This window comes from Klebsiella sp. X13, assembly GCF_003323835.1.
In the GTDB taxonomy this organism is placed as follows: Bacteria; Pseudomonadota; Gammaproteobacteria; order Enterobacterales; family Enterobacteriaceae; genus Klebsiella; species Klebsiella ornithinolytica.
Genome location: NZ_CP030874.1, coordinates 3,051,122 through 3,076,142, shown reverse-complemented (window position 1 = coordinate 3,076,142; position 25,021 = coordinate 3,051,122). Strand labels below are relative to the sequence as shown.

Annotated in this window: 28 protein-coding genes; 11 read left to right on the top strand and 17 right to left on the bottom strand. The window is 52.6% G+C overall.

Translation table 11 applies throughout. The features are described from left to right. Positions 1 to 230: 230 nt before the first annotated feature. From DSD31_RS14590 to DSD31_RS14580, 3 genes are all read right to left on the bottom strand, one after another. Positions 231 to 566 carry a helix-turn-helix domain-containing protein gene (locus DSD31_RS14590; RefSeq protein ID WP_015584532.1) on the bottom strand — a complete coding sequence of 112 codons (336 nt, stop codon included), beginning with the start codon at positions 564 to 566 and terminating at the stop codon, positions 231 to 233. 56 nt (positions 567 to 622) lie between these two features. Next, positions 623 to 874, bottom strand: coding sequence for a YdgH/BhsA/McbA family protein (locus DSD31_RS14585; protein ID WP_015584531.1), 252 nt, complete (start codon positions 872 to 874; stop codon positions 623 to 625). Between the two features lie 125 nt (positions 875 to 999). Beyond that, entirely contained in the window at positions 1,000 to 1,782 is a 783-nt protein-coding gene (locus DSD31_RS14580) for an SDR family oxidoreductase (protein WP_032717314.1), read from the bottom strand. 148 nt (positions 1,783 to 1,930) lie between these two features. Here DSD31_RS14580 and DSD31_RS14575 point away from each other — a divergent pair, with 148 nt between their 5' ends. Then, a complete protein-coding gene (locus tag DSD31_RS14575) occupies positions 1,931 to 2,824 on the top strand; it encodes a LysR family transcriptional regulator (RefSeq protein WP_015584529.1) in 894 nt (297 codons plus the stop codon). 39 nt (positions 2,825 to 2,863) lie between these two features. Here the strand turns inward: DSD31_RS14575 and DSD31_RS14570 are convergent, their stop codons facing one another. The 4 genes from DSD31_RS14570 to DSD31_RS14555 all read right to left on the bottom strand — a co-directional run bounded on the left by DSD31_RS14570 (position 2,864) and on the right by DSD31_RS14555 (position 6,039). Then, on the bottom strand, positions 2,864 to 3,853 hold the full coding sequence (locus tag DSD31_RS14570) for an aldo/keto reductase (protein WP_064357125.1): 990 nt from the start codon (positions 3,851 to 3,853) through the stop codon (positions 2,864 to 2,866). Positions 3,854 to 3,880: 27 nt separating this feature from the next. Next, positions 3,881 to 4,732, bottom strand: a complete 852-nt coding sequence (locus DSD31_RS14565; RefSeq protein WP_015584527.1) for an aldo/keto reductase — start codon at positions 4,730 to 4,732, stop codon at positions 3,881 to 3,883. Positions 4,733 to 4,912: 180 nt separating this feature from the next. Next, complete coding sequence (locus DSD31_RS14560; protein WP_032717317.1) at positions 4,913 to 5,374, bottom strand: GNAT family N-acetyltransferase; 462 nt, start codon at positions 5,372 to 5,374, stop codon at positions 4,913 to 4,915. Positions 5,375 to 5,436: 62 nt separating this feature from the next. Further along, positions 5,437 to 6,039 (bottom strand): helix-turn-helix domain-containing protein, encoded by a 603-nt coding sequence (locus tag DSD31_RS14555; protein ID WP_015584525.1) that lies wholly within the window; start codon positions 6,037 to 6,039, stop codon positions 5,437 to 5,439. Between the two features lie 43 nt (positions 6,040 to 6,082). Between DSD31_RS14555 and DSD31_RS14550 the strand changes: the two genes are divergently transcribed. Both DSD31_RS14550 and DSD31_RS14545 read left to right on the top strand, forming a co-directional pair. Then, the gene (locus DSD31_RS14550) at positions 6,083 to 6,778 is read left to right on the top strand and encodes a B3/B4 domain-containing protein (protein ID WP_113991136.1); all 696 of its coding nucleotides are present in this window, start codon (positions 6,083 to 6,085) and stop codon (positions 6,776 to 6,778) included. 20 nt (positions 6,779 to 6,798) lie between these two features. Beyond that, on the top strand, positions 6,799 to 7,692 hold the full coding sequence (locus DSD31_RS14545) for a dihydrodipicolinate synthase family protein (protein WP_015584523.1): 894 nt from the start codon (positions 6,799 to 6,801) through the stop codon (positions 7,690 to 7,692). A 240-nt stretch (positions 7,693 to 7,932) separates the two neighbouring features. On the opposite strand, the gene DSD31_RS14540 is transcribed toward DSD31_RS14545, so the two are convergent. Then, complete coding sequence (locus DSD31_RS14540; protein WP_015584522.1) at positions 7,933 to 8,844, bottom strand: LysR family transcriptional regulator; 912 nt, start codon at positions 8,842 to 8,844, stop codon at positions 7,933 to 7,935. A gap of 147 nt (positions 8,845 to 8,991) precedes the next feature. Here DSD31_RS14540 and DSD31_RS14535 point away from each other — a divergent pair, with 147 nt between their 5' ends. Further along, entirely contained in the window at positions 8,992 to 9,741 is a 750-nt protein-coding gene (locus DSD31_RS14535; protein ID WP_015584521.1) for an SDR family NAD(P)-dependent oxidoreductase, read from the top strand. A 309-nt stretch (positions 9,742 to 10,050) separates the two neighbouring features. Here DSD31_RS14535 and DSD31_RS14530 read toward each other — a convergent pair whose 3' ends face one another. Together DSD31_RS14530 and DSD31_RS14525 are read right to left on the bottom strand one after the other, a co-directional pair. After that, a complete protein-coding gene (locus tag DSD31_RS14530) occupies positions 10,051 to 10,584 on the bottom strand; it encodes a glyoxalase superfamily protein (protein WP_032717318.1) in 534 nt (177 codons plus the stop codon). Positions 10,585 to 10,994: 410 nt separating this feature from the next. Continuing rightward, complete coding sequence (locus tag DSD31_RS14525) at positions 10,995 to 12,008, bottom strand: LacI family DNA-binding transcriptional regulator (protein WP_032717319.1); 1,014 nt, start codon at positions 12,006 to 12,008, stop codon at positions 10,995 to 10,997. Between the two features lie 113 nt (positions 12,009 to 12,121). On the opposite strand from DSD31_RS14525, the gene DSD31_RS14520 reads away from it, so the two are divergent. From DSD31_RS14520 to DSD31_RS14510, 3 genes are all read left to right on the top strand, one after another. Further along, the gene (locus DSD31_RS14520; RefSeq protein WP_064357123.1) at positions 12,122 to 12,952 is read left to right on the top strand and encodes an SDR family oxidoreductase; all 831 of its coding nucleotides are present in this window, start codon (positions 12,122 to 12,124) and stop codon (positions 12,950 to 12,952) included. 7 nt (positions 12,953 to 12,959) lie between these two features. Next, positions 12,960 to 14,102: a phytanoyl-CoA dioxygenase family protein gene (locus tag DSD31_RS14515; RefSeq protein ID WP_097357644.1), complete on the top strand. Its 1,143-nt coding sequence runs from the start codon at positions 12,960 to 12,962 to the stop codon at positions 14,100 to 14,102. Positions 14,103 to 14,494: 392 nt separating this feature from the next. After that, entirely contained in the window at positions 14,495 to 15,031 is a 537-nt protein-coding gene (locus tag DSD31_RS14510; RefSeq protein WP_015584516.1) for a dihydrofolate reductase family protein, read from the top strand. 295 nt (positions 15,032 to 15,326) lie between these two features. Here DSD31_RS14510 and DSD31_RS14505 read toward each other — a convergent pair whose 3' ends face one another. Beyond that, positions 15,327 to 16,121 (bottom strand): AraC family transcriptional regulator, encoded by a 795-nt coding sequence (locus DSD31_RS14505; RefSeq protein WP_015584515.1) that lies wholly within the window; start codon positions 16,119 to 16,121, stop codon positions 15,327 to 15,329. 77 nt (positions 16,122 to 16,198) lie between these two features. Between DSD31_RS14505 and DSD31_RS14500 the strand changes: the two genes are divergently transcribed. The 4 genes from DSD31_RS14500 (at position 16,199) to DSD31_RS14485 (ending at position 20,375) form a co-directional block, all read left to right on the top strand. Beyond that, complete coding sequence (locus tag DSD31_RS14500; RefSeq protein WP_044023537.1) at positions 16,199 to 18,238, top strand: FUSC family protein; 2,040 nt, start codon at positions 16,199 to 16,201, stop codon at positions 18,236 to 18,238. Continuing rightward, complete coding sequence (locus DSD31_RS14495) at positions 18,228 to 18,443, top strand: DUF1656 domain-containing protein (RefSeq protein WP_113991135.1); 216 nt, start codon at positions 18,228 to 18,230, stop codon at positions 18,441 to 18,443. Before DSD31_RS14500 ends, DSD31_RS14495 begins: the two co-directional genes overlap by 11 nt. After that, positions 18,440 to 19,303 (top strand): efflux RND transporter periplasmic adaptor subunit, encoded by an 864-nt coding sequence (locus DSD31_RS14490; RefSeq protein WP_064357121.1) that lies wholly within the window; start codon positions 18,440 to 18,442, stop codon positions 19,301 to 19,303. The genes DSD31_RS14495 and DSD31_RS14490 overlap by 4 nt, the downstream gene beginning before the upstream one ends. 244 nt (positions 19,304 to 19,547) lie before the next feature. Beyond that, positions 19,548 to 20,375, top strand: coding sequence for an aminoglycoside phosphotransferase family protein (locus DSD31_RS14485; RefSeq protein WP_113991134.1), 828 nt, complete (start codon positions 19,548 to 19,550; stop codon positions 20,373 to 20,375). Between the two features lie 188 nt (positions 20,376 to 20,563). Here the strand turns inward: DSD31_RS14485 and DSD31_RS14480 are convergent, their stop codons facing one another. From DSD31_RS14480 to DSD31_RS14455, 6 genes are all read right to left on the bottom strand, one after another. Beyond that, entirely contained in the window at positions 20,564 to 21,628 is a 1,065-nt protein-coding gene (locus DSD31_RS14480; protein WP_113991133.1) for an alpha/beta hydrolase, read from the bottom strand. A gap of 107 nt (positions 21,629 to 21,735) precedes the next feature. Beyond that, the gene (locus DSD31_RS14475; RefSeq protein ID WP_113991132.1) at positions 21,736 to 22,320 is read right to left on the bottom strand and encodes a flavodoxin; all 585 of its coding nucleotides are present in this window, start codon (positions 22,318 to 22,320) and stop codon (positions 21,736 to 21,738) included. 9 nt (positions 22,321 to 22,329) lie between these two features. Then, entirely contained in the window at positions 22,330 to 23,091 is a 762-nt protein-coding gene (locus DSD31_RS14470; protein ID WP_048024368.1) for a carboxymuconolactone decarboxylase family protein, read from the bottom strand. Beyond that, a complete protein-coding gene (locus tag DSD31_RS14465) occupies positions 23,069 to 23,548 on the bottom strand; it encodes a (R)-mandelonitrile lyase (RefSeq protein ID WP_015584508.1) in 480 nt (159 codons plus the stop codon). The genes DSD31_RS14470 and DSD31_RS14465 overlap by 23 nt, the downstream gene beginning before the upstream one ends. Positions 23,549 to 23,655: 107 nt before the next feature. Further along, the gene (locus DSD31_RS14460; protein ID WP_015584507.1) at positions 23,656 to 24,345 is read right to left on the bottom strand and encodes a DUF4405 domain-containing protein; all 690 of its coding nucleotides are present in this window, start codon (positions 24,343 to 24,345) and stop codon (positions 23,656 to 23,658) included. Between the two features lie 9 nt (positions 24,346 to 24,354). Then, complete coding sequence (locus DSD31_RS14455) at positions 24,355 to 25,011, bottom strand: flavodoxin (protein ID WP_015584506.1); 657 nt, start codon at positions 25,009 to 25,011, stop codon at positions 24,355 to 24,357. Between the last annotated feature and the right edge of the window lie 10 nt (positions 25,012 to 25,021).

Here is a 25,021-nt window from a genome sequence, read left to right as displayed (position 1 = left end):
TTCGCGTGGATAGATGATGTGGCGACGTGGCTCAGATAGCGATCGGCTGCGGGTCTGTTTTCCTGCCGATGTACAATGGCTAAAGGCGCAGACACCGGGCGTGACAACCGTATACCATAGGCTATGAGCCTCGTTCAGAACAAGACGCTGTTGGAGTAAAAAGGCCTGCAGCTGGAATAAATTTCTGTTTGCGTGATATTAAAAAATTTGCGTGGTTCAAGCCGTTGTTATTATTTTATTCTTTTAGCGTGTCGATACCTTAATGGTGGCAGTTTATAATTTTTAGAAAAAATGCGTGTAAAGGTCTGCTGTGAGTCAAATCCATATTTATAGGCTATGCTGATCACGGGTTCATCTGTCTCAATAAGATCTTTTGCCGCCAGACTGAGTTTCTTATCTCTGATATATTTCCCCAGGCTCACTGCTTTTACCTGTACAAAAACCCGCTGAAGATGCCACCTGGAATATCCTGCCCGCGCAGCAACATCCTCAATCCTCAGCGGTTTGTGTAAGTTTGAATCAATCCATTGGGTTATCTCATCGATGATGTCTTCTGTTCTGAACATAAATCGATGCTCATAATAAAAGGTTTATGAAACATCCTTTACAGGATGCTAATGATTCATTTATAGATTTCAGCCACTCCGTGTAGCCTGTTATTTCCGGTCGCGGACAGGATTTTGAATGACGTGGCACCTTGCTCATCGGCCTTACGAGAAAGCGCAGTCGATAACTCATCAAGCGTAAGGGCATTGCTGGCTGAGACCACACCTATTTTTTCTTTGCCATCTGCATGATTAAGTTCCTGAGCTGCAGATGCGGCATTCACAGCAATAAATCCCATGAACAATAGCGTAATAAGTCGTGCTTTCATATTCTATACCTCTTTTAAATAATAGGGTTGAAACTGGACTTCTGTCAGGAGGAAGGCCCTCCGTCTTGATAGTTAAATATACCGATCTAAGCTGTCATCAGGCTGACCGCGATATGACAAAATTGTCAGGTTTTTAGCTTAGCTGGAATACAGTTCAGCTCGTGAATAATGCACTCAGGCTCTTCACTGAGGGGCATATTGTCCATATCCAGAATTCCATCATTTTTTTGGCGATGATCCGTCCGCAGAGCTGCAAACAGAGGGGTGAGATCCTGCTGCGCTTCCCCTCGTTCTGCCACCAGCTCGAACGTTTTATTTTTTGCCGCATCGTTGCTCAGGGCGCTGACCAGAACCCGGGCGATTTGCTCTCGGGATATCACGCCATCTTCCGGCGTTCCCGTATGGCGTCGATCGCCCTGCAGCATAACGATTCTGTGCTCATCATCCTTGTTGTAATCAAACCAACCGGGCCTGACGATGGTGTAGGGATGGCCGCTCGCCCTGACCAGACGTTCGGCTCGTCTTTTCCAGTCATGAACCTCAGTACGTTGATTCCAGGTGCTGAGCCGTTCAGTCACGCCAATCGTGGTCATTAAGCTGATACGAACAGGGGTATCCTTGAAGATGCGCAAAATGTTACGCACACCGCCGTAATCTATCGCTCTGGCACCAATACGACCCTGGCCATCGGAACCGAGCGTGAAGATGACCGCAGCAATATCTTTCGGTAAATCGGTGAGAGTTTCGGGCATGGAAACATCGCCGTAAAAAACATCCGTTCCACGAGGAAGCCATTTTACTTTGTGCTTATTTCTGACCAGCGCCACGGGGTGATGGCCCATTTCAATAGCGGTATTCACGACATGAAGACCAATACTTCCTGTCGCTCCGGCAACGAGTATTTTCATGATAAACCTTCTGATAATTCAGATTTATTTTCGATATGGCCAGAATATCAATTATCATTATTGTCAGTAATGGGGCACAAATGATTGTGTCTATGAACACCCTTCATGAGTGCGCTGCGAAGGGAATGCCTCTATAAGGAAATCGCCAATGCTGAAAGAAAACTTCAACGAACTGCAAATCTTTCTTGTGGTCGCAAGAGAGCGGAGTTTTACCAAAGCAGCGGGCAAACTGGGTGTTTCTCAGTCCGCACTCAGTCATGCGATGAAAGCGCTGGAGGAAAGGCTAAATATCCGCCTTCTGACCCGTACGACCCGAAGCGTTGCCCCTACGGAAGCCGGTGAGCGAATTATTGCCTGTCTTGAACCCCGTATTGCCGATCTTGAGCAGGAGCTGGAAGCGCTTGTGCAGCTGAACGGCACCGCCTCCGGTAATATCCGTTTATCCGCCGGGGAGCATGCCGCGCGAAGTCTGGTATGGCCGAAGTTAAAACCTTTCCTCAGGGAATATCCGGAAATTAATCTTGAGCTGGTGGTCGATAACGGCTTTGTCGATATTGTTGAGGGGCGTTTTGATGCCGGGATCCGCCTGGGCGAAAGCGTGGATAAAGACATGATCGCCGTAAAGATTGGGCCGGATATGCGCATGGCTGTGGTGGGTGCACCGTCCTATTTTGCCGCTAACCCCGTGCCTGACACGCCTCACGAGCTACAAAATCATCGCTGCATCAATATGCGCCTGCCGACGGCCGGCGGGCTTTACCACTGGGAGTTTGAGAGGGAAGGGAAACCGTTACGGGTCAGAGTGGAAGGGCAGGTAACGTTTAATCTGCAGGCGGAAAGGATTGATGCGGCGTTATCCGGTTTTGGCCTCGCCTGTATACCTGAAGACAGGGTGCAGGAATATATAAAGTCAGGAGAGCTGATTCAGGTTCTGCAGGAGTGGTGTCCGTCTTTCCCCGGATATTATCTTTACTACCCCAGTCGTAAGCAGCATCCGCCCGCTTTTGCGCTGATGATCGATGCCCTTCGCTACGCGGAATAACGGGTCCGCCATTCGCCGGAGGACCCGTCCGGGTATTGATTAACGGCCTACGCGAGCCTGGTGCTCAGGAGAGTAACGCTCGCCGACGATTTTAATCGTTTCCAGCGCCAGGGTTATCTGCCGCAAGTCATCCGGTGAAAGAACGATGTTGGCAGCGCCGAGGTTTTCCTCCAGCCGGTGTAGTTTGGTGGTGCCCGGGATGGGAACAATCCACGGTTTTTGTGCCAGCAGCCATGCCAGTGCGATTTGCGCAGATGTGACGCCTTTGTCGGCTGCCAGTTCACCCAACAACGAAACCAGCTTTTCATTGGCTTCAATGGCTTGTTCGGCGAAGCGCGGCACGGTACTGCGGTAATCATCCTTACCGAAAGTGGTTCCTGGCTTAATCGATCCCGTCAGGAAGCCTTTGCCTAATGGGCTAAAGGGCACAAAACCAATACCCAGTTCCTCCAGCAACGGCAGGATCTCCTGCTCAGGCTCGCGCCACCACATGGAGTACTCACTTTGCAGGGCCGTGACCGGTTGTACCGCATGCGCACGACGGATAGTTTGCGCGCCCGCTTCGGACAGACCGAAATGTTTGACTTTGCCTTCAGCTATCAGGTCTTTCACCGTTCCCGCAACATCTTCAATGGGGACATCCGGGTCGACACGGTGTTGATACAGCAGATCAATGACATCCGTCTTAAGACGGCGTAATGATCCTTCAACCGCTTCACGGATATGCGCCGGGCGGCTGTTTAAAATCTGCTGCTTGTTGTCCGCACCGAAGGTAAAACCAAATTTGGTGGCGATGACCACACGATCGCGAAACGGTTTTAAGGCTTCACCGACAACCTCTTCATTAAGATATGGGCCATACACTTCGGCGGTATCAAAGAACGTGACGCCACGTTCAACCGCTGCGCGAATGAGCTCGATAGCCTGACGGGTATCGGTCGCCGGGCCGTAGCCGTGGCTTAAGCCCATGCAACCGAGTCCAGGGGCGGAGACTTCGAGTCCGGATTGACCCAGATAACGTTTTTGCATTGAATGAATACCTCTTCTTATTGCGCCTTAAACATCAAGTTTGCGACCGGTCAGCCATTCCACCATCGCCGGATCGCGGTGAGAGAAGAAGGCGCTGGTGGCGGTGTCGAGGGCGGCAATCTGCAGCATATCTTCACCACTGAGTTCAAAATCGAGAATGTTGATGTTCTCTTCCATGCGCTCTTTTCGCACCGATTTGGCCAGTGAAACGATGCCTCGCTGGAAGATCCACCGCAGTACAACCTGGCCCACGCTTTTGCCGTACTTCTGACCAATCGCCGTTAACACCGGATGCTGGAACAGGCCATTTTTACCTTCTGCAAACGGTGCCCAGGCTTCCGGCTGAATGCCACGGCTTTGATTCCATGGAACGGCCTGCAGCTGCTGGTTGAAGGGGTTAACTTCAATCTGGTTTACCGCCGGGACAACGTGGTTGAAGGCGATAAGGTCGGCCAGTCGGTCAGGATGGAAGTTGCTGACGCCAATGGCGCGAATTTTGCCGGCCTGTTGCAATTCCTCCATGGCCCGCCAGGCCCCATGGACATCACCGTAAGGCTGATGAATCAGGTACAGGTCAACGTAGTCAAGTTGCAGCCGATTCAGGGAACGTTCGAACTGTGCTTTAGCGCCTTCGTAGTGGGTATCCTGCAGCCACAGTTTGGTTGTGACAAAGAGTTCGTGACGTGCGATACCGGTCTGTTTCAGCGCATTCCCGACCTGGGTTTCATTCTGGTAAGACGCGGCGGTATCGATCAGGCGGTATCCCGTATCGATGGCATCAATAACGGCTCTTTCGCATTCAGCGGCATCAGACATCTGAAACACACCAAAGCCCAGCAGGGGCATTTCAATACCGTTGTTCAGTTTTACAGTTTGCATGACGTTATCCTTCAGCTGTTGTGTGGGAAAAGCATAACGCAAACGGATTTATTCGATTAGATGGGGTAATTCGCTAGGGTTTATTAGATTTGCTCATTAATTTTGAGAGGATTTGCCAATCGGTTTTGTGCTGAAAGTGGCGCTCGTAATGTTCATTCAGCTATTGCCGGCTACGTATTCTTATTGTTGCCCGTGTTTACGATAAATGTCTGGTCGATTGATCTGCCAGACAAAATCTTGCCGGTTCAACGGGTTATACCCCAACTTCTGGTATAGCCAGGGCGCACTGTCGGTTACCAGCATTATCCGTCGCAGACGTGACAGCACCGGATGGGCGTGACAGCATTCAATCAGCCACCGGCCAAGACCACTTTTCTGATAATCGTTCAGCACGTAGACGTCGCACAGATAACCAAAAGTGGCATAGTCTGTGACCAGACGGGCGAAGCCGATTTGTCTTGTTCCATCCAGAAGCGCAAAACAAAGGCTGTTCTGGACGGATAACCTGACCGTTTCGACATCAATACCCGGAGCCCAGGACGATTGCGAGAGGTAATCGTGAACGGCTTCCAGCTGAAAAAAAGCGGGATCGGTTGTGACAGTAAAATTATCTTTGGTAAAACTCAGATGCTGATTATTCACTGAACGTTTCCTTCTGGACTGACTGGTGATGAGACAAGCCTTACTGGTTAAACGGGAAACACTCAGGATGCTTTTTCATGTACTGTCATGATGAAAATCAATGGGCTCTCCCCCCGGTTTTCATAGAAATGAGGAACGTCCGTTCTGGCCGTTGCCGAACACCCGGTCTTCACCAGATACAGGTGGTCCTGTACGCCAAGTGTCAGCGAGCCCGTCTGAACATAAAACAATTCAAGCGTCCCTTCCGTGTGCCCGGGTGAAGCAAACTTCTCCCCCGGCTGCATTTCCCACATCCAGAGCTCTGTCATATCAGGGCCACCAGATCCTGCGAGCAACCTTGCTCTCCCGCCTTTTTCACCTTCCCACAATTCTGGGATCTCATCTTCAGCAATGAGATGAACCGTTGGTTTTGAACTGACATCCACAAAGTCAGCCACCGAAACTCCCATTGCGGCAGCCAGGCGGCATAGCAGGGCAATGCTGGGATTCGCCCGGCACCCCTCAATCTCAACCAGCGCCCCCTTGCTGACGCCCGCCCGACGGGACAGTTCATCGAGTGATATTTTCTTTTGCTTACGATATAGCTTGATCCGCTGAGATACGGCTTCATTCACGGTGCTGACTATAGAATTTGCGTCGGTCATTAAATTGACTTTTTTGGTCATCGGTCATTATTATGGAATAAATTGGTCGTTACAGGATTATCACGTGTTTACAGTATCTCCGTCAATTGCCCCTGAAATTTATCGTATTGCTCCCGGTTTTCGGGCACTCAGTATCTACGTAAAAGCTGCCCCGGTGCTGAACCCTGATACTGGAGAAACGGCGTTGCGAGAAGCAAGTGAAGCGGTTCTGGCCGGTGAGCCTGAATGGGCGGAATCTCATCTGGCCGCATGGGCTGAGGTTTTTCAACAGTTTGGCGCCAAACCCAAACGCACCCCTTGTTCAGCCGATGCATTACGTAAGCGCGTATTACGTGACGGTACGATGCCAGCACTCGATCCCATCGTTGATCTTTATAACGCCGTGAGTCTCCGCTACGCCATTCCGGTTGGTGGCGAAAACATTGCTGCCTATCAGGGGTCGCCACGTCTGGTTATGGCAGAAGGCACTGAGCCTTTTGATACGGTAAAAGAGGGGGAAACCGCCGTTGAATATCCTTCACAAAACGAAATTATCTGGCGCGATGACACAGGCGTAACCTGTCGCCGCTGGAACTGGCGACAGGGGATCCGAACCCGCTTAAGCGCGGAAGCTCAACAAATGTGGTTTATTCTGGAAAGTCTGCCGCAGATGCCGCTGGAAAAGCTTCACGACGCCGGAAAAATGCTGACTGATGGTCTTGAAAAAATGATGCCAGGTCTGTGGTTTGATGTGGCTCTCATCGAAGAGCAACGCCAGTAATATCATTCAGGAGAAACACTATGTTTACCGGTTTGTCTGCGTTCCCAATAACACCAATCACCGCCAGCGGCGTGGACGAAAAGGGTTTCAGTCATATTCTTTCCCGCCTTACAGAAGCTCGGGTTGATTCTATGGGTATCCTCGGGTCAACCGGTAGCTACGCGTATCTGACCCGAGAGCAACGCCGGCGCATCGCGACTCTGGCAAAACAGCATGCCGGAGAGATCCCCGTCATGGTATGTGTGGGTGCTGTCAGCACGGATGCCATCCTGCATCTGTCAGACGATGCGCAAGCCGCAGGCGCAGATGCCTTGCTGCTACCGGCGGTTAGCTACCAGTCGCTCCGTGACGAAGAAGTCTTCGCACTCTTTGAGACCGTTACCCGGCACGTGTCTGTACCGGTGTGCATCTATGATAATCCAGGTACCACGCATTTTACCTTTACGGATGAACTGCATGGCCTTCTCTCCTCGCTGGAGGGTATCCATTCGGTTAAGATCCCTGGCGTCCCGGATAACCCGGCTGCAGCGGCTGAGCGGGTGGATGCGTTACGTCAACATCTGCGTCCTGGTGTAACAATCGGTATTAGTGGAGATGCTTATGCCGGGCTGGGATTAAACGCCGGCTGTGAAGTCTGGTACTCCGTGTGCGGCGGTTTGTTCCCGGTGACGGCGAAACAAATCACGGAAGCCGCGGCGGCGAACGATCGTGAGCGCGTCACGACCTTGACAACCCGCCTTGAGCCTCTGTGGGCTCTTTTCCGTAAACATAGAGGAAGTCTCCGGGTTATTGCTGCAGCCGCAGGCGTGCTTGGGCTGACGGATACGGATTGTTTGCCTCGACCACTTCAGCCGCTGTCGGTGGGTGATATTGCTGATATTGCCGGGGTGATAAGAGCGCTGGAACTGAAATAATCCCGCCATTGGACCGGCAGTCTGCTGGTCCTTTAGAAAACCAAATGTGCAAGACTTTTCATGACAACCCTCAGAAAGAGGTATTGCTTAACCCGATCGCGCGGCGAATTTTACGACAGAATGACAAAGGTCCGTTGTTCGTTCATAGCGGATGACCGCCGAGGGCGGGCATTAGAGAAGGGCACAATAGAAGAGCAATTGGTGTATCTTTTGCACCCATCTGGATCGTCAGAGGTATGTTTATCGGTAATCGCGCAGTGCCGCTGGGAATACCTCGGTTAGCCAGTCAATAAACACTCGTAACCGGTGCGTCATGTGCCTGTTCTGCGGATAGACGACATAAAAAGGATAACTCGCGGGACGCCATGCCTGTAGGATCTCAACAAGTGTGCCGTTGTTCAGTTCATCTTTCGCCGCATAACAAAAGGTCTGAATAATTCCCATTCCGGCCACGGCGGCAGCCAAATGCGCATTACTTTCGTTAACCCCGATGTGATGCTGCGTCTTCATCTCCCGCATTTCACCTTCTACGATAAAGCGAAAAGGAAAGGCTCTGCCCGTCAGCGGAGACAAATAGCTCACCAGCTTATGTCCATTTCTTAATTCATCCGGATACGCAGGTACGCCAGCGGCTTTCAGGTATCCCGGCGTAGCGCAGGTCACCATCGGGGCATCACCAATATGACGGGCGATCAACGATGAGTCATCGAGAGAGCCACCACGGATTACACAGTCCACATTTCCGCTAATAAGATCCACCGGCCTATCGGACACGCCTAAATCGATTTTGATTTCCGGATAGCGCTGCAAAAAATCCGGTAACGCCGGGATCAGGACTTCACGTGCGGTAGAGCCGCCGACATCAATACGCAGATACCCTTTAGGTCTGCTCTGCGAGGCGCTAAACGAAGTGTCTATCTCCTCAATATCAATTAGCACCCGAGAGGCTTTTTCATAATAGTCCTGACCCTCTGGCGTTGTGACGACGCGCCGGGTCGTGCGATGTAAAAGACGCACGCCGAGATGGGCCTCCAGTGATTTAACCAGTTTACTTAATGTGGCATTCGGCAGATTCAGTGAATCCGCTGCCCGCGTAAAATTTCCGGTTTCCACTACCCGTGTAAACGCACGCATAGCCATTAACTGATCCACGTTCTGTTTCTCCGTGTGACATCTTATTATGCACCTGTAGAAAGAGTGTTTTCTATTTTTACTAATTTATCAATAATTTCTCTGCGGCTAGAGTGTGTTCACAGGCTGAATGACGGCCAATTCGAAACAACGTCGAGGATATGAATAATGAGTAAACCACTTTCAGACAAAATTGCCCTGGTCACGGGCGGCAGCACAGGAATCGGTCTTGCCAGTGCGCAGGAACTGGCTGCGCAGGGGGCAAAAGTCTACATCACCGGACGTCGTCAGCAGGAACTGGATGCGGCCATCGCGTTGATCGGCACGTCTGCTAAGGGGATTCGGGCCGATGTCTCCCGTCTTGACGATCTGGATAAGGTTTACGCGCAGATTGCAGAAGAGTCGGGGCGTCTGGACATTTTGTTTGCTAACGCCGGTGGCGGAGATATGTTGGCGCTGGGTGCCATAACCGAAGAACATTTTGACCGGATTTTCGGGACTAATGTTCGCGGAGTATTATTCACCGTCCAGAAAGCACTGCCACTGCTTGGTGCCGGTTCATCCATTATCCTCACCGCTTCCACCGTTTCGGTAAAAGGGACGGCTAACTTTAGCGTGTATAGTGCCAGTAAAGCCGCAGTGAGAAACTTTGCTCGCTCATGGGCGCTGGACTTGCAGGGGCGTGGTATTCGGGTGAATGTCGTGAGTCCGGGTCCGGTCAAAACCCCTGGATTAGGGGGGCTGGTTGCCGAGGAAGAGCGTCAGGGCCTGTTTGATGCACTGGCAGCGCAGGTTCCGTTGGGCCGGATTGGTGAGCCAGCGGAAGTCGGCAAAGCCGTTGCGTTTCTGGCGTCTGATGCCGCCAGTTTTATCAATGCCATAGAGCTGTTTGTTGACGGCGGTATGGCGCAGATTTAAAGCTGATATCACACCGTCAAATCCCCCGAGGTGACGGGTTTTCAATGGACGGCTGGCGTCACGCGGTTTTAACTTCACAGTGTGACAGCGCACAATACGGCTCCAGCCATCCCTGATGGGTTTTATCATCTCGCAAAACATAGCGACCGTTTGCCAGTCACTTCACCATCGTCAACAAAATTTGCGCATAACTCCCTTCTAATGACGAGTTTCGGTCAGAACGGCTGCTGTGTGCCAGAAGCGGACATTGCGTGCGTATGAAAAAGGGGTATTGCCTATGGCAATACCCTCCGTATCGGGAAAAATAAATCAGCTTTGACAGAACCGGAGCCGGTTTCCAAATGGGTCGTAGACTTCCAGAATATCTCCCCAGTCCTGCTTCACTATTTCCGGGCGACCATAGCCATATTGTTTTGCGTGTAGTTGGTCTCTAAACAACTCGATATTCTGCACAGGTATAAATATCGTTGCCCCCGGGCTGGCGTCACCGTGATGTTCAGAGAGGTGCAACTGCAAACCATCTCGAGCAATGCCCAGATACAAAGGTAAGTTGGGCTCGAACCGGTGTTCAAATTCAACGCTGAATGACAGAAACTCGAGATAGAACTCTCGCGCTTTTCGCTCATCGAACATTCGTAAGATAGGTATAGTCTTGATGAAATGAATTTGAGGCTGAGGAACAACTGGTGGGAGCAACGCAGCCGATGCTGTGTTCCAGTCCTTGTAGCCCAGCTGTTGTGAAACAGTTTCGAGTGCGGCGGAATAAGAAATTTTATGACCGCGCATTTCGAGAGAGCTTTTTAACTTCGCAGCCATTTGCTTGGCTTGCTCGATTGATAACATAATTTCTCCTGTCGTCAGGAAACCATGGTGCCCGCATTACCAAATCCCGACCGTCAAGAGTGGTTAAATCATTGAGGTTGAGGACAAACATGCTTTCACCATTTCCATACAGGAAGCGAGCGGCAGGCAGCACGGGCCTAAAATGAGAATATACAGGTCCGGCAAATCGCACAAGTGTTCAGGTTTGAATAGGTACCCCCTCAGCGAACTCGATTTTGCAGCTACCAGGCGTCAAACACAATTAGCCCAGCGTCTGATTTTCGCTCAAAGCAGACCTTCACAGCTGTCATGCACGTTGTCACTCGTACACATTTAAGCGCTCTCGAAATCTCATCGGCACTGGGGGACGTTAAAACGGTCTGGCATGATCGACTAAATACAATTTATTCCTTTATAAACAACAGATTAATTCAAGTATTGTAAGGTGTGACCACAATGACACGCGAGGGCGCTATTTCATTCTCTGTTTCCGGCAAAAAGCCATGGAATCGCAGGATGGCGCTAAATGCTGACCGTGCGTCTTCACACAGGTCATGATCAATCACCGCATCCATTTTTTCAGCAGCCAGCAGACTGCGGTTTTCCTCATCCAGATCGTGGCCAATAAAGACTTTTATCTCTCGTTGCATCGCTGCAAAAGCCCGTAGAATAGCGCTGTTTCCCCCGCCTACGCTGTAAACAGACTGGATTGAAGGATCCTGTTCCAGCGCTTTACGCATCTGTGTAAAAGTCAGCGTATCGATACCATATCCTTCACTGACGGCGATGGTCTTCAGATACGGTGCCCGATCGCTTAGCGCCTGGATAAAGCCTGCCATGCGCTGTTCTTCTCCGCGAAAATCCTTACTGCTGAGCACGACTGCGACCGTTTGCGCTTCTTTCAAAAGCCATCGCGACAGGAGCCATGCTGCTGTTCGCCCTGCTCCGGCATTATCCATTCCCACGTAACGGATACGTCTGCTGTGCGGCAGGTCAGTGACCAGCGTGACCACCGGAACATTAAGCTCCGCCAGTTCCGCAATAGCGCTTTCAAGCAACGGATGATCGCTGGCTTTAAGCAACACGCCGTAGCTGTCATTGCCGCAGCGGCGCAGTTCACGTTGCAACTCCTCAGGCGTGACTTCTTCAAAAATGTGGCAGCGTAGCGTCAGGCGAAACGGTGAAAAGGTTTTAATTTGGCTGAGCAGCGCCGCGACCGTCAGTGAACTGAAGCGTTCCGGCGTGTGCATCACCAGGTCGATCGGCAACGTGCGGCCGCTTGCAAGGCTGGTGCGCTGTTGTAATTCCAGATCGCTGATTGCCTGCGCAATGCGTCGGGCTGTACGGGGACTCACACTGCCGCGCTGGTGCAACGCCCTGTCGACCGTAGCTTTACTCACGCCAGACTGGGCTGCGATTTGTTTGATGGAAAATGACCTTGCCATAAACTGAGGTCTTTCTGAGGTTATGTGTACATATTGTTAATCGAATGTAGCTGCTAAGGTCAGGGTAAGCAAGCGAACAAACCCGATCTCTCCTCAATAAGAAAGGACAACAAATGGACATGGTTAATGGCAGTGGTTTTAACAACAAAGTGTTCGTCGTTACTGGCGGAACCCAGGGGCTCGGCGCAGCGGTTACCCGTCTGCTGGTAGAGCGTGGGGCGCGAGGCATCGTCATTTGCGGACGTAACGTGAAAGCCGGACGTGAACAAGCAGAAACCCTTAGCCATGGCGGATGTGAAGTGATATTCGTCGAGGCGGATATCAGTTCGCCTGAAGCCTGCAAAAAAGTGGTGGGCGCCGCAGAATCGGCGTTTGGCACGCTGCATGGACTGGTGAACTGTGCAGGCATGTCGGACCGTGGCACCATCCTTGATACCTCTCCGGAATTATTTGACGCCATCATGGCGGTCAACACTCGCGCGCCTTTTTTTCTGATGCAGGCGGCGATCAAACTGATGATTGCCAGGGGCGTAGAAGGCAGCATTGTTAATATCATTACCATGACTTCCCACGGCGGCCAGAGCTTCCTGACCGCCTACGCCGCATCGAAAGGCGCCCTGGTCACGCTGACCAAAAACGTGGCCTTCAGCGTTATGCGCAACCGGATAAGAGTAAACGGCCTGAACATTGGCTGGATGGACACGCCGCATGAACACGACATCCAGCGGCAATATCATGATGCTGAAGAAAACTGGCTTGCCAGTGCTGAGCAGGCCCAGCCTTTTGGCCGATTGCTGAAGCCAGACGAGGTCGCGCGTGGCGTAGCATTTCTCCTTTCAGAGGAGTCGGGAATGATGACAGGCGCGGTGATCGATTTCGATCAAAGCGTGGTCGGTTGCGGTGACAACGGCGGTTTTCAGCCACCACATGCCCTGACGCTGTGAGGTAAAAATGAATACGCCCTATATAAATGACAGCCATATTTCTCTCGATAAGTTCGCCACGCTATGCGCGCAAACCTTGCGTAAGGGCGATTTCCCGCTGGCGCGTTCCGCCGATAAAAACGTACCGATCTATCATCATGATGATCTGCTTGCAGCAGCCAGAGCCGATCGTCAAACCATGCTGGGCGAACTGCATCACGCACTGTCTGGCGGACCAGGCGTGTTCGTGGTTCAGGGCTTGTACCGCGATGTCTCAGCCATAGACAGCAGCAATAAGGTGTTTGACGATATCCTCGTCAGTGAAGCGGCAAACGGTGGCGGTGGCGATCACTTTGCCAAAGCCGGTAGCAATGGACGTATCTGGAACGCGCTACAAAAAGTCGCTGAGCGTGATGCCGATGCCTTCGTCGACTACTACAGCAATCCTTTACTGGCCCTGATTTGCGAAGCCTGGGTTGGCCCCGGCTATGAAATCACGGCCCAGGTGAATCAGGTCCGCCCTGGCGGTAAAGCGCAACAGCCGCATCGGGATTACCATCTCGGATTCCAGCTTAATGAGGTGGTTGCCCGCTTCCCGCTGCCTCTGCAGATTCTGTCGCAATACCTGACGCTTCAGGGGGCGGTCGCGCACAGCGATATGCCGGTAGAGTCAGGACCGACGCAGCTTTTACCGTGGTCGCAACAATATGCTGAAGGATACCTGGCATGGCGCGATCCGCGTTTTATTGAATTTTTCCAGCAGCATGCCATTCAGTTGCCACTGAAAAAAGGCGACGGGTTGTTCTTCAATCCGGCGCTGTTCCATGCCGCGGGGAATAACGTGACGCAGGACCATGTGCGTACGGCTAATTTGCTGCAGGTCTCATCCGCATTTGGCAAAACAATGGAAAAAGTGAATCACGTCAAAGTCATGGAAGCAATCTATCCCGTTTTGCTGGATAAACCATTAAACGATGAGCAGTTACAGGCAGTTGTGGCAGCAAGCGCTGAAGGCTATTCCTTCCCGACCAATCTTGATACCGATCCGCCGCTGGGTGGCCTGGTGCCAAAAACACAGCAGCAGTTGTTGCTTGAAGCGTTACAACAAGGTTGTACGGCTGAAGAGTTTATTCGGCAACTGGCAAATCACGAGAGCAAGAGAAAAGCTTAGCAGCGCATATGTGGCAGGCATGGCGTAATTTGCTCACGTGTGGATTGCGCCATGCCAAGGTTTCCCTGGATTATCAAATGCTGTGGGCTGGTTTGCCGTGTAGCCAGTCAGACGAATACGTTCTTACTTTTGCTCCTCGTTCAAAAAAGTCCTGGGCAGCGGTCAGTTAAGTGCCAGCAGCGGCCGTTGATAACATTGTGATATGTTACTTAATTGGGAGCAGGTTATTGATTTTCATTCCATCCTGGATTCAACACCACGCGATTTTTTTGTCTTAATCCACAAAGGGGATATTGCTGCTCTCATGCTATGTTTTTCCACAGAACACATATCAATATCGTTAACATCGCTAAACTCAATGGGATATATGCAACCTGAATACGGAGCACTTGATGGTCACCACACATGTTTTTATCGCTGTCAGTCTTGATGGTTATATCGCCCGACAGGATGGCGATATCGACTGGCTGGTGCAGCGCGATGACCCTACAGAAGATCATGGCTATGCAGCATTCATTGCGGACAAAGATTGGATCGTTATGGGGCGAGGCAGCTATGAAAAGGCGCTGACCTTTGACGAATGGCCTTATGATCGACCCGTGCTGGTTCTCTCGCGACAGCTAACCGGTACCTCCGTGCCCGAGGCGTTGAAGGCCAAAGTACAGTTCTCATGCCGTACGCCAAGGGAGGTGCTTGCTGACCTGACGGAGCAGAACGCACATCGCGTCTATATAGATGGCGGGCAGGTAATACAGTCGTTCCTGCGCGAAGGTCTGGTCGCCGATATCGTTATCACGACCGTTCCTGTCCTGCTCGGTTCGGGAAAACCGTTGTTCGGATCCCTGAGTAGGGATATAGATTTGACTCTGTTATCAAGCCGCAGCTTCCCATCGGGTCTGGTACAGTCGCACTATCGGCTGACGTCATAAGCTACATCTAAACAGAGAGGCGACCTATGCTAAAACAAGAGTACCGCGCTGCTGCCAGCGGTACTCTTGCTTCAGTTCACTGAAAAAGTAGCGCATCAGAAAACTGATCCACACAACCCGGGCCTTCAAACAGTTCTCGTCCTGAGGATTGGATTTGTCTACTGTCGTGGGAACAGTTTAGGCAAAGGTGTCAGCTTCTGCTCTTCGCTCAAAGCAGTCCCTGGCCGTTGCCGTGACTGCGTTATCCCCGATGCGGACATTTAACACCTTACTTCGTATCCACTCTGTGCGTCATTCAGGCATCTGTCGTTCTTCGACCGGCAAAATAGTGCGCGGGAGTGCTACCCATCGTTTTTCGGAACATGGTAATAAACGCGTTTACCGACTCATACCCCAGATTAGCCGCGACATTTTGCACCGATACTCCACTTGCCAGCTCCCGAAGGGCAATAATCAAATGCAGTTGCTGACGCCAGCGCCCGAAGGTCAGCCCGGTTTCGCGCAGCATCAGGCGTGCTAATGAACGCTCGCTGAGCGCCAGCCGTTTCGCCCAGGTTTTAAAGGTACTGCGATCCTCAGGGTGGCTGACCAGCGCATCCGCCATGGCGCGGATCTTCGGGTGTGCCGAAACCGGCAGACTCAGTTTCTGCTGCGGCATGGCGGCCAGTTCATCGAGCGTCACTCTGGTCAGCCTGCCGACATGGCTCTGCGCTGCGTAATCAACGTCCTCATTCGTTAAGCGGTCAACTAACGCTTTTATCAGCGGAGAAATCGCCAGCGTGCAGCATTTCTCCGGCAGTGCGGCGGCGCCGGGTTCAATAAATAAATAGTTGAGATGCGCATTCCAGGTGGCTTTGGCGCTATGGGGGATCCCGCCGGGGATCCACACCGCGCAATCTGGCGGCACTATCCAGATATCGTTTTCCGCGCGACAAATCACTGCCCCATACAGGGCAATAATCAGTTGCCCCTTGCGGTGGGTATGAACCGGCACTTCTGCCGCATAATCAACGAAATCAATATGCCGTGCGACGGCAGGGCTCGGCGTGCTATCGGGATCAAACAGGGTATGGGCAAGTCTGGAAGGCATCTTATTGGCAACATTTAGGTATTTTTTGACAGAATAGAGTATTTAAGGGCAGGCGCAAAGCGGGAATAATTCCCGGCATGAGCAAATTAACTCTCCATCACCGCCGCGTTTTGCACGCGATAAGCCGTTGGTCAGGCCGTATAGCCTCTCCCGCACTGCTGAGCGACGCCCATGCGCTGCTCTATTCCGCCAGGAGTTTTGCCGCAGCGATGCTCGCGTATTACATTGCCCTGGCGATTGGCCTTGAACGACCCTCATGGGCCATCATCACCGTCTATATCGTTTCACAAACCTCGGTGGGCGCGTCCTTGAGCAGGAGCCTGTATCGCCTGGCAGGGACCGTGGCCGGCGCGGGGGCCACGGTGTTGATTGTGCCCACGTTTGTGAATATGCCGATTTTATGCAGCGTGATTCTGACAGGTTGGATCATCTTCTGCCTCTATTTATCCCTGCTTGAACGCACGCCCCGCGCCTATGCTTTTGTACTGGCCGGCTACACCGCAAGCCTGATTGGTTTTCCCGCCGTCTCTGACCCTGGCACGGTGTTTAACATTGCCATCATTCGGGTTCAGGAGATCACCATCGGCATCGTCTGCGCCGCGCTGATTCACCGCTACATTTTGCCTACCCGGATATCAGGGCTGTTCAACAGCAAATTAGCGCAGACGCTGCAGGCCGCGCGTCAGCGGCTTGCCGACACCCTTGCAGGCAAGTCCAACGCGCGGTCAGAACCTCTGCATCTGGCGCTGGCGCTACAGTTCCTGCAGGGCATCAGCCACCATATTCCGTATGATTTTGCCCTTTCGGTTCCGGTCCGTCAGGCCAGGAAAGCGCTCCATGACAGGCTGGCGCGGTTAGTCATTGTGAACGGCGAATTGTGCGATCGGTTACAGGCGATCGCGGAGATGCCCGCCGATATGCAGAGGCTGCTGGATGATGTTCAGGCCTGGCTGACCTGCGACGATACCGGGAAACGCAGAAACTCAGCCGATGCGCTACAACAACGCAGCGCGCAGTTAGCACAGCGGCACGCTGCGCAGGCACTGACGTTTGAGGATGCGCTGCGGGTAAATTTGTTACGCTATCTTGTTGAGTTGATTACCCTCCTGCAACAGTGTGAGCGTCTTTCGGATGCCATCCACCACGCCAGACCCGCCCCCATGCAGGCGGAAGATCATGCGGCGAAAGGGTATGTTTTCCATCGCGATCCCCTGAGTGCAGCCCGAACGGCGCTGGGCGCTTTTGTCATCATTCTGGGCGGCTGTCTGTTATGGATTTACTCCGCCTGGCCCGATGGCGGCACGGCGGTCTCGATTCTTGGGGTTTGCTGCACGCTGTTTGGCGGTTTCGATACGCCGGCCCCGCATATTGTTAAATACATTATCGGCTCCGTCTGGGGCGTATTGATAAGCCTTATCTATAGCTTCGCGCTGCTTCCTCCGCTCAGCGATTTCCCGGTGCTGGTGGCGGTGCTTGCTCCAGTCTATCTGTTTGCCGGGTCACTGCAGGCGCGGCCGCCCACGACCTTTATGGCGATGGGGATCACCCTGACGCTGCCTGTGCTGTGCGAGCTGGGCGCACACTACAGCGGCGACTTCGCCGACGCGGTCAACACCGCTATCGCCCTGTTTTTCGCGACCGGCTTTGCGGTTATCGGCATGAGTCTGCTGCAAACCGTGCAGGCGGACGCGGCGATAAACCGTCTGCTAAAACTTTGCCAACGCGATATTCGCCGCAGCGTGAACGGGGTGTTTAAAGGCGATGAAACGCACTGGACCAATCTGATGATCGACCGGGCAGCCCTGTTGCTGCCACGCTTGCCGCGCAGCGGGCAGTCATCCGCACGGGCGCTTGAACGCCTGGTACACTTTCTGCGCATTGGCCTCTGTGTGATGCGCCTGCGCCGTGGCGATACGCCCGCAGGCAGTGATATCAACGAGGTGCTTTATCATCTTACCCGCACAACGGAAACCGAAGCCTTACGCGAGCGCGTTGCCGCAATGGCCGCTCTCTGCTTGCCCGCGACAGATGAACAATCAAGCCAGTTTGTCGACAGGCTGGTTGATCTGCACTGCGCGTTACGGACGCAGAACAAGGAACTCACCCATGATAAATGACATCAATATCGGGGGTGTTTTTATCCCCGGACTACTGCTGACCGCGCTCATCGCTCTGGTCTGTACGCTGTTACTCGTGCCGCTTTTCTCTTTCAGCAGGCTTTACCGGCGTTTACCCTTGCGCCCGTTGCTTGATGTCTCAACCTATATTCTGACCTTTGTCCTGCTTTTGCAGGGCCTGACCACACCGGGGTTATTCGCATGAAACCTTTACTCTCTTTGCTGGGTCGTTACGCGCTGACGTTAATCGCAGTGGCGGTGGCGACTTTCGTGGCGTTTATTTTCTGGAAACAGTATGCGCAGACGCCCTGGACTCGCGATGGACGGGTTAGGGCAGATGTGGTGCAGATTGCGCCGGATGTTTCCGGGCCGGTGAGCAGCGTGGCTGTCCGCGATAATCAGTGGGTTAACCAGGGAGACGTGCTTTATGCTATCGACCCGCGCTGGCTGAAGCTGGCCGTGCTCAGCGCGCAGGCCGACGTTGAAGCAAAACGTCATGAGATGCTGATGCGCCAGGATGCGGCCAGGCGACGTGCGCTAATCAAAGGGGTCATCTCCGGCGAGGACATCCAGCAAACAGGCAGCGCAGCACGCGTTGCGGCGGCCAATTATCAGGGGGCGCTGGCGGCGCTGGAACTGGCGCAGCTTAATTTATCTCATGCTACCGTGCGCGCTCCGGTTGCCGGCTACGTCACGCATCTTCGGCTTCGCCCGGGCGACTACGCCACCGTGGGAGAGACAAAGGTCGCCGTTGTCGATGCCCGCAGTTTCTGGGTGGTGGGCTATTTTGAAGAGACCAAACTGCGTCATATTCGAATCGGGAACGCCGCACAAATATCGCTGATGGGGTTCGACCCGCACATCACGGGGCATGTGGAGAGTATTGGCCGGGGGATCGATGATAGTAATGACCAGACGGGCGGGCTTGGGCTGCCGGATGTCAATCCCACCTTCAGCTGGGTGCGACTGGCGCAGCGAGTACCTGTACGTATCCAGTTAGATAAGATACCGGAGGGAATTGAACTCGTGGCAGGATTATCCGCCAGCGTTTCCATTATGCCTTAACAGTTTGTCTCCATCCTGACGGCGGACATTCCGCAAGACCGGTTTACGCGACTCAGGCAGCGATAAATATAGCGTGAGCGACTCACTCTGATACGGCAGATTGCCTGGATACCTGCTTTGTACCAGATGCGGACGTTCTCCATCCCTGGGACAATTTCAGGGAGTATCTGGAGTCATAGGTTAAAATAGTTCGGTTGTATGCCTCAGTCCGCTCGGTGGTAATAAGGATTTTAAAGGAATCGCTATGGATACAGATAAGTTGAGTTTTTGGTTAAATCGTTGGTCACTTATTCCGGATGGGGAGATATTTATCACTCATACATCAACGTTGCTCCCGGTAAAAACAGCAACGCATGGTATTAAAGCTATGTTGAAAGTGACCGATGATGCGGATGAGCAAACCGGAAACGCACTGATGGCATGGTGGGAAGGTAACGGCGCAGCCCAGGTTATGGCTTATGAAAAAGAGGCTATTCTGCTCGCTCGCGCTACAGGAATTGCATCATTGTCAACGATGTCCAAAAATGGTCAAGACAAGGAAGCCTGTCGCATTTTGTGTGCAACTGCGAACAGGCTTCACAGCAAGTCAGATAAACCCTGGCCACAACTTACACCGCTACATCGCTGGTTTTCTTCGCTAGAACCCGCAGCCCTTGAGCATGGAGGTATTCTGGCACATTGCGCCGAGATCGCTCAGCAACTGCTCTCCTCTGCGCAAGATGTCGTGGTATTACATGGTGACTTGCATCACGATAACGTGCTGGATTTCGCATCATATGGTTGGCTGGCCATCGATCCCAAAGGGCTACTCGGCGAACGAGGATTCGACTTTGCTAATATTTTCACCAATCCGGATCTTGGTCATCCTGAGCATTATGTTGCAAGAGTACCGAGTATTTTTAAACAGCGACTTGCGATCGTTACTGAGATAGCGGGAATAAACAGAGAGCGACTTCTGCAGTGGATAATTGCATGGTGCGGGCTCTCAGCGATATGGTCGCTCGAATGCAATGATCGTATATCAGTCCAGGTTGAAATTGCTGAGTTGGCTATTGCTGAACTGGGCGGATGAGATGCAGGCAGCGCCGGGCATCGGAGTCATCATCCCACGTCTCATTTGCTGTGCAATTACCATCTGCAAGTCAGCTCCTCGCTCAAAGCTGACCGCCACGTTCAACACCTTTCCGCCAAAAGTCGTCCATTTTTCATTCTGATGTTTGTATTGAGCCTTCATGAATAAAGGCCCAATACAACTTCTTTCTACTGCAGATCTTTTTCCTTCAGGAACTGACTCACCAAATCAGCAATCTGCACATTATTTAAATCAGAGAACGGGAAGTGGGTATTACCTTTGATACCTATCTCAGGCAGATGCGTCACCGTGACATCCCCGCCATGCTTGTTCACCGCGTCACGCCACTCGCGAGCCATCGCCAGACGAACGCGCCAGCTGTCCTGTGCCGGCATGGCGACGGGTTTATCCGGGATGTTATCGCCGTAAATAATCAGAATCGGGATTTTAGTCAGCGCCATAAACTGTTTCAGCGGCACAGGCTCACCCTTCAGCGTGTCGAATGCGCTTGGCATCGGGGCAGGGAGTTCTTGCTCCGGGAAGACAAAGCTGCTGCCAGGCTCGAAGGCAACAATGGCTTTGACCTTGTCGTTTTTCATCGCCGTGTACCAGCCCGGTCCGCCACCCTGAGAGTGGGTGAAGAGGATCGCCGGGCCGGATTTATCCACGACAGCGGACATCGCATCGGAGATAACGTTGATATCAAACGGCCCGGTATTGGGGGTCATCTGACGGAAATACTGATTCAGGGCTTCTTTATCGTGTGAGAACTGGACGCCTTTAAAATACTCCGGCCACACGCCGACGCGGAACTGATTAAACCACATCTGCTCATCCGGTTTTGGCCTTACCGTACCTTCTACAGTCGTGCGCCCGGCGCTGCCCCGACGCGGTTGATCGACAAGCCAGGTTGAGAATCCGCGGCGCAGGAAGATGTTCTGGAACCCTTCACGACCATCCGGGGTGCTTTCCCAGGTACGGGAAAACTGACCTGCACCGTGCAGCATGACAATAGAGTATTTATGCGGATTCACCGGGATTTGGTAGAACACGGACGCATGATCGCCATGATAAGTTTGACCAGCAGAATCCAGCGGTTTTTTCGCGTCGAAGGTTCCCGGGGCAGTGACGAGGGTGCCACCGGCAGAAAAGCTTCCTTGTTCCTGAATGACCAATGGATCGGCATATACCGACTGAGCCACCAGGCCACCCGCCATGACGCAGATGGCCAGCGTTTTTAAAATCGTCTTCAAGATTACATCCTCTGTTATGTTTACCGTTCAATCATATCTGAGTTGTCTGCGTTAATTATTTAGCAGCCTTGATTGCCCTTATTTGGCAGCTTCATGAATGCGGACGATTAGCCGCGGATGGTTTCTAACCAGCGGTTGACCGTTTCTGTGGTTCTGCGCTCCTGGTCGCATTCAATGACCAGCGGTTTTTCCCGGCGCGCGGTGGGCGCCAGACTGGCAAGGATGTCGTCGCTGTCTCCTTTACCGTAGCCGCCGTGAGTAATGAAGGGGATGAGTAATTTCCCCGCAAGGTTATGGCTGCTGAGAAACGTTTGCACGACGGGGGGGACGCTGGTCCCCCAGATGGGAAAGCCTACGTACACAGTCTCATAGCGTGAGATATCTGCGACGCTATTTTTTAAGGCGGGTTTGACTCCCCGCTCACGCTCATGTTTTGCTTGTTCAACGGTCTGGAAATAGTCTTCCGGATATGGCGTTGCCGGTTCGATTGCCAACAGATCGGTGTTCAGGCTGCGATGAATGACGCCGGCAATCACCCGTGTGTTACCGCTGCGGGAAAAGTACGCCACCAGAATTCGACTTTTACCCTGTACATTTGCATTTCCGGTGGCTGCTGATGACCGCGAGACGTTCACCAGCGTCAGCCCGGCAAGCGCGGTAAGCAACATTCTGCGGGTGGGATCATGCTCCATAATCAACTCCTAATGGTTGGCGAGCGCCTGTTGCAGCGCCTTTTCAGCTCGCATAGCCGCATCATTTTCGCCATATTCGCGCAGGACCTGCGCCAGCTGGCGCAGCTGCGCTGCCGTCAGGCCGACCCGCATGCTGGCTCGCGTATGCGATAACAGCTGGGCTTCGACGCCCGGAGTGGCCGCTAATGCGCCAACCGTTGCCAGCTCGCGGCTCTGCCAGTCGAGGTTATCGCGGGCGAAAATATCGCCGAACAGATGCGTTTGCAGAAATTGATTAATGACCGGCGCAAAATCAAACAGCGGCCCCTGGACGGGAGCGCCTGAGATTTTGGTCTGGTTTGCGGTACCGACCCGGCGAAGTTCATCCCCGACTGGGATGGTGGCGACCGATTCTTTGCCCTCAACGTCTTCAATACCACGTTGTTTGCGTGCGTCGACGACCTTCATCAGTTCACTGAGCGCATTCAGGCTACGGGGGAAGCCCGTATAGGCATAAAGCTGGACGAGAATCTCTTTGGCTTCGTTTACCGTGAGCCCAGCGTCAAGTCCCTGATTCAGGGCCGTATTCAGCTTCTCCATCTGACTGCTGGCCATCGATGCCGCGATCAACGGGATGGCCTGCTGGCGAGCTGACAGCGTATCTGAAACGGTTTGTTGCTGGTTCATTTCTGAGGCTCCTGTATTGACGGGGGCAGCATTTGCGGTGAGAGCAAAACCAAAGGTCAGCAGTAGCGCTGCCGTTAATGCCTTAATGGGCGTGGTATTGTTCATCTGTCACTTTCTCCATCCAGTTAACGCTTTTGCCATCCACAATCCCGGTTATCGCCAGATGCGTCATTGCACTGCCGGGGGCAGCTCCGTGCCAGTGTTTGACGCCCGCCGGACAAGAGACAACATCGCCAGTGCGGATGACCTGCACCGGCTGGCCTTCTTGCTGGGTGAGCCCGACGCCAGAGGTCACGATCAGCCGCTGACCTGCCGGATGCGTATGCCAGGCGGAGCGGGCACCTGGTTCAAAGGTGACATAAGCCGCGGAAACCCGGATGTCGTTATCCGCCTTGAACAGGGGATCGACCCGAACGCGACCGGTAAAGTTCTCCGCTGGCCCATACACCGCGATCTGGCTCCCGGCGGGGGCGATATGGACAGCGGAATGTTGTGCCGCTGCCGAGGATGAAAAAGTGAAGAGGGGCAGTAACAGCCCGAGGTAACGTAAATGTCCGATCATGCAAAGCGTCCTTATCTACGATGAGGGGGATGGTCTGCAATGATTGTAATAAGGGTGGCATGTCGTCAGGCTGACGCCCCCCTGACAATGATGTCAGTTAAGCTCTATTAGGGTGACACCGCTTTATACTTCCTGAAAATAAAGCACCAAAGCAAAAACCGTGTCATTAATGCAAATAAAACAATAATGGCCAGGTAGCGCAAATAAAACAGAAGGGTAGATTCGTCGTAGTCGAAAAAGGAGAAATCCACCTTCATCAGCAAATAGTCGAGATAGTTCTGATTCAGAAGCCAGTACAACCCCAGTAACGCAATAATCGAAAAAATCCCCGGCATAATGACATTGGCAAAGCGTGAGTCGTCGGAGATGTTCAGGATCCGGCAGAAAAACGTTGCCAGCATTTTCCAGTGCAGCCCAATATGCAGTGCCAGAATGAGCATTCCCCAGTGGACCGACGTCATGTGTATTTTTCTGACCCAGCTTGCCGGGTTGTGGAACGGCAGGTCCAGAAGGATATGTCGGGACAGCATCATGCCAGAGACAATCGCGGTCAGAATAACAACGAATGTCACCACATTAATGGCTCTGTTAACTATCCGCATCGATAACGGAATTTTCATCGACAATAACCACAAGCGCCGCCTGTTAAGATATAAATGCAAAATGATGAGCAGCGTAAAAATAATACCCGCCCATTCATGAATGATTTCACCCTGAAGGTGAAACCCCATCAGCACCAGCAGAAGTAACGTCATGAGCGTATCCTGCATGACCTGGAAAATATAAATTTTCTTCATGTCGATGGCTTAACGCGGTGGCTGGACTTGTTTGACCCATTGCTCAACTTGCGTGGGTACGTCAGGATCTGCAATATCGTTGCGTGAGATCGAGAGCGCGCGAGTGACTAATTTGGCCTGGGGCTGCATGCGGGCAATTTCTCGCAGGGAGTCGGCTAACCGGCTGCCTCCATGGGTGGTAAAGGGAATGACCGTTTTACCGGCAAAATCATTTTGCTCAAAAAGGCTATATATCACCATGGGCATGGTGTACCACCAGATGGGGTAGCCGACGTAAATGGTGTCGTACTCGCTGAGTGCGGGGAGCGGCGCTTTTAGCGCGGGCCTGGCTTTAGTTTGCTGCTCCTTTTCGGCAACGCGTAACAGCGCGTCATGCTGGCGAGGGTAGGCGGTGGTTGTTTCAATGCGAAACAAATCGCCGTGAGTCTGTTTCTGCACCAGCTGCGCAATAAACTGCGTGCTGCCGGTCTCTGGGGCATTTTTTTGTAATACGCTGGCCCCGGAAAAACCATCCACGGCATCAGGTTTCATCTCCTCGGGTTGTGAAAAGTAGATAATCAGCGTGCGGGACTGAGCAGATGAATTCTCTGATGCGGACGCGGGCTGTCCCAGAAGCCCCGTGAAAATTATCGCCAGAAACCCGCTAAATACCTTGTTTATTCTCACTGTTTCATTC

Excerpts from the sequence above, each read along its gene's own strand:
- DSD31_RS14505 (WP_015584515.1), bottom strand. The coding sequence starts at position 16,121 with ATGCCTTCCAGACTTGCCCATACCCTGTTTGATCCCGATAGCACGCCG.
- DSD31_RS14510 (WP_015584516.1), top strand. The coding sequence starts at position 14,495 with ATGGTCACCACACATGTTTTTATCGCTGTCAGTCTTGATGGTTATATC.
- DSD31_RS14545 (WP_015584523.1), top strand. The coding sequence starts at position 6,799 with ATGTTTACCGGTTTGTCTGCGTTCCCAATAACACCAATCACCGCCAGC.
- DSD31_RS14515 (WP_097357644.1), top strand. The coding sequence starts at position 12,960 with ATGAATACGCCCTATATAAATGACAGCCATATTTCTCTCGATAAGTTC.
- DSD31_RS14490 (WP_064357121.1), top strand. The coding sequence starts at position 18,440 with ATGAAACCTTTACTCTCTTTGCTGGGTCGTTACGCGCTGACGTTAATC.
- DSD31_RS14520 (WP_064357123.1), top strand. The coding sequence starts at position 12,122 with ATGGACATGGTTAATGGCAGTGGTTTTAACAACAAAGTGTTCGTCGTT.
- DSD31_RS14485 (WP_113991134.1), top strand. The coding sequence starts at position 19,548 with ATGGATACAGATAAGTTGAGTTTTTGGTTAAATCGTTGGTCACTTATT.
- DSD31_RS14525 (WP_032717319.1), bottom strand. The coding sequence starts at position 12,008 with ATGGCAAGGTCATTTTCCATCAAACAAATCGCAGCCCAGTCTGGCGTG.
- DSD31_RS14535 (WP_015584521.1), top strand. The coding sequence starts at position 8,992 with ATGAGTAAACCACTTTCAGACAAAATTGCCCTGGTCACGGGCGGCAGC.
- DSD31_RS14575 (WP_015584529.1), top strand. The coding sequence starts at position 1,931 with ATGCTGAAAGAAAACTTCAACGAACTGCAAATCTTTCTTGTGGTCGCA.
- DSD31_RS14580 (WP_032717314.1), bottom strand. The coding sequence starts at position 1,782 with ATGAAAATACTCGTTGCCGGAGCGACAGGAAGTATTGGTCTTCATGTC.
- DSD31_RS14565 (WP_015584527.1), bottom strand. The coding sequence starts at position 4,732 with ATGCAAACTGTAAAACTGAACAACGGTATTGAAATGCCCCTGCTGGGC.
- DSD31_RS14470 (WP_048024368.1), bottom strand. The coding sequence starts at position 23,091 with ATGAACAATACCACGCCCATTAAGGCATTAACGGCAGCGCTACTGCTG.
- DSD31_RS14585 (WP_015584531.1), bottom strand. The coding sequence starts at position 874 with ATGAAAGCACGACTTATTACGCTATTGTTCATGGGATTTATTGCTGTG.
- DSD31_RS14460 (WP_015584507.1), bottom strand. The coding sequence starts at position 24,345 with ATGAAGAAAATTTATATTTTCCAGGTCATGCAGGATACGCTCATGACG.
- DSD31_RS14475 (WP_113991132.1), bottom strand. The coding sequence starts at position 22,320 with ATGGAGCATGATCCCACCCGCAGAATGTTGCTTACCGCGCTTGCCGGG.
- DSD31_RS14590 (WP_015584532.1), bottom strand. The coding sequence starts at position 566 with ATGTTCAGAACAGAAGACATCATCGATGAGATAACCCAATGGATTGAT.
- DSD31_RS14500 (WP_044023537.1), top strand. The coding sequence starts at position 16,199 with ATGAGCAAATTAACTCTCCATCACCGCCGCGTTTTGCACGCGATAAGC.
- DSD31_RS14495 (WP_113991135.1), top strand. The coding sequence starts at position 18,228 with ATGATAAATGACATCAATATCGGGGGTGTTTTTATCCCCGGACTACTG.
- DSD31_RS14555 (WP_015584525.1), bottom strand. The coding sequence starts at position 6,039 with ATGACCAAAAAAGTCAATTTAATGACCGACGCAAATTCTATAGTCAGC.
- DSD31_RS14465 (WP_015584508.1), bottom strand. The coding sequence starts at position 23,548 with ATGATCGGACATTTACGTTACCTCGGGCTGTTACTGCCCCTCTTCACT.
- DSD31_RS14530 (WP_032717318.1), bottom strand. The coding sequence starts at position 10,584 with ATGTTATCAATCGAGCAAGCCAAGCAAATGGCTGCGAAGTTAAAAAGC.
- DSD31_RS14570 (WP_064357125.1), bottom strand. The coding sequence starts at position 3,853 with ATGCAAAAACGTTATCTGGGTCAATCCGGACTCGAAGTCTCCGCCCCT.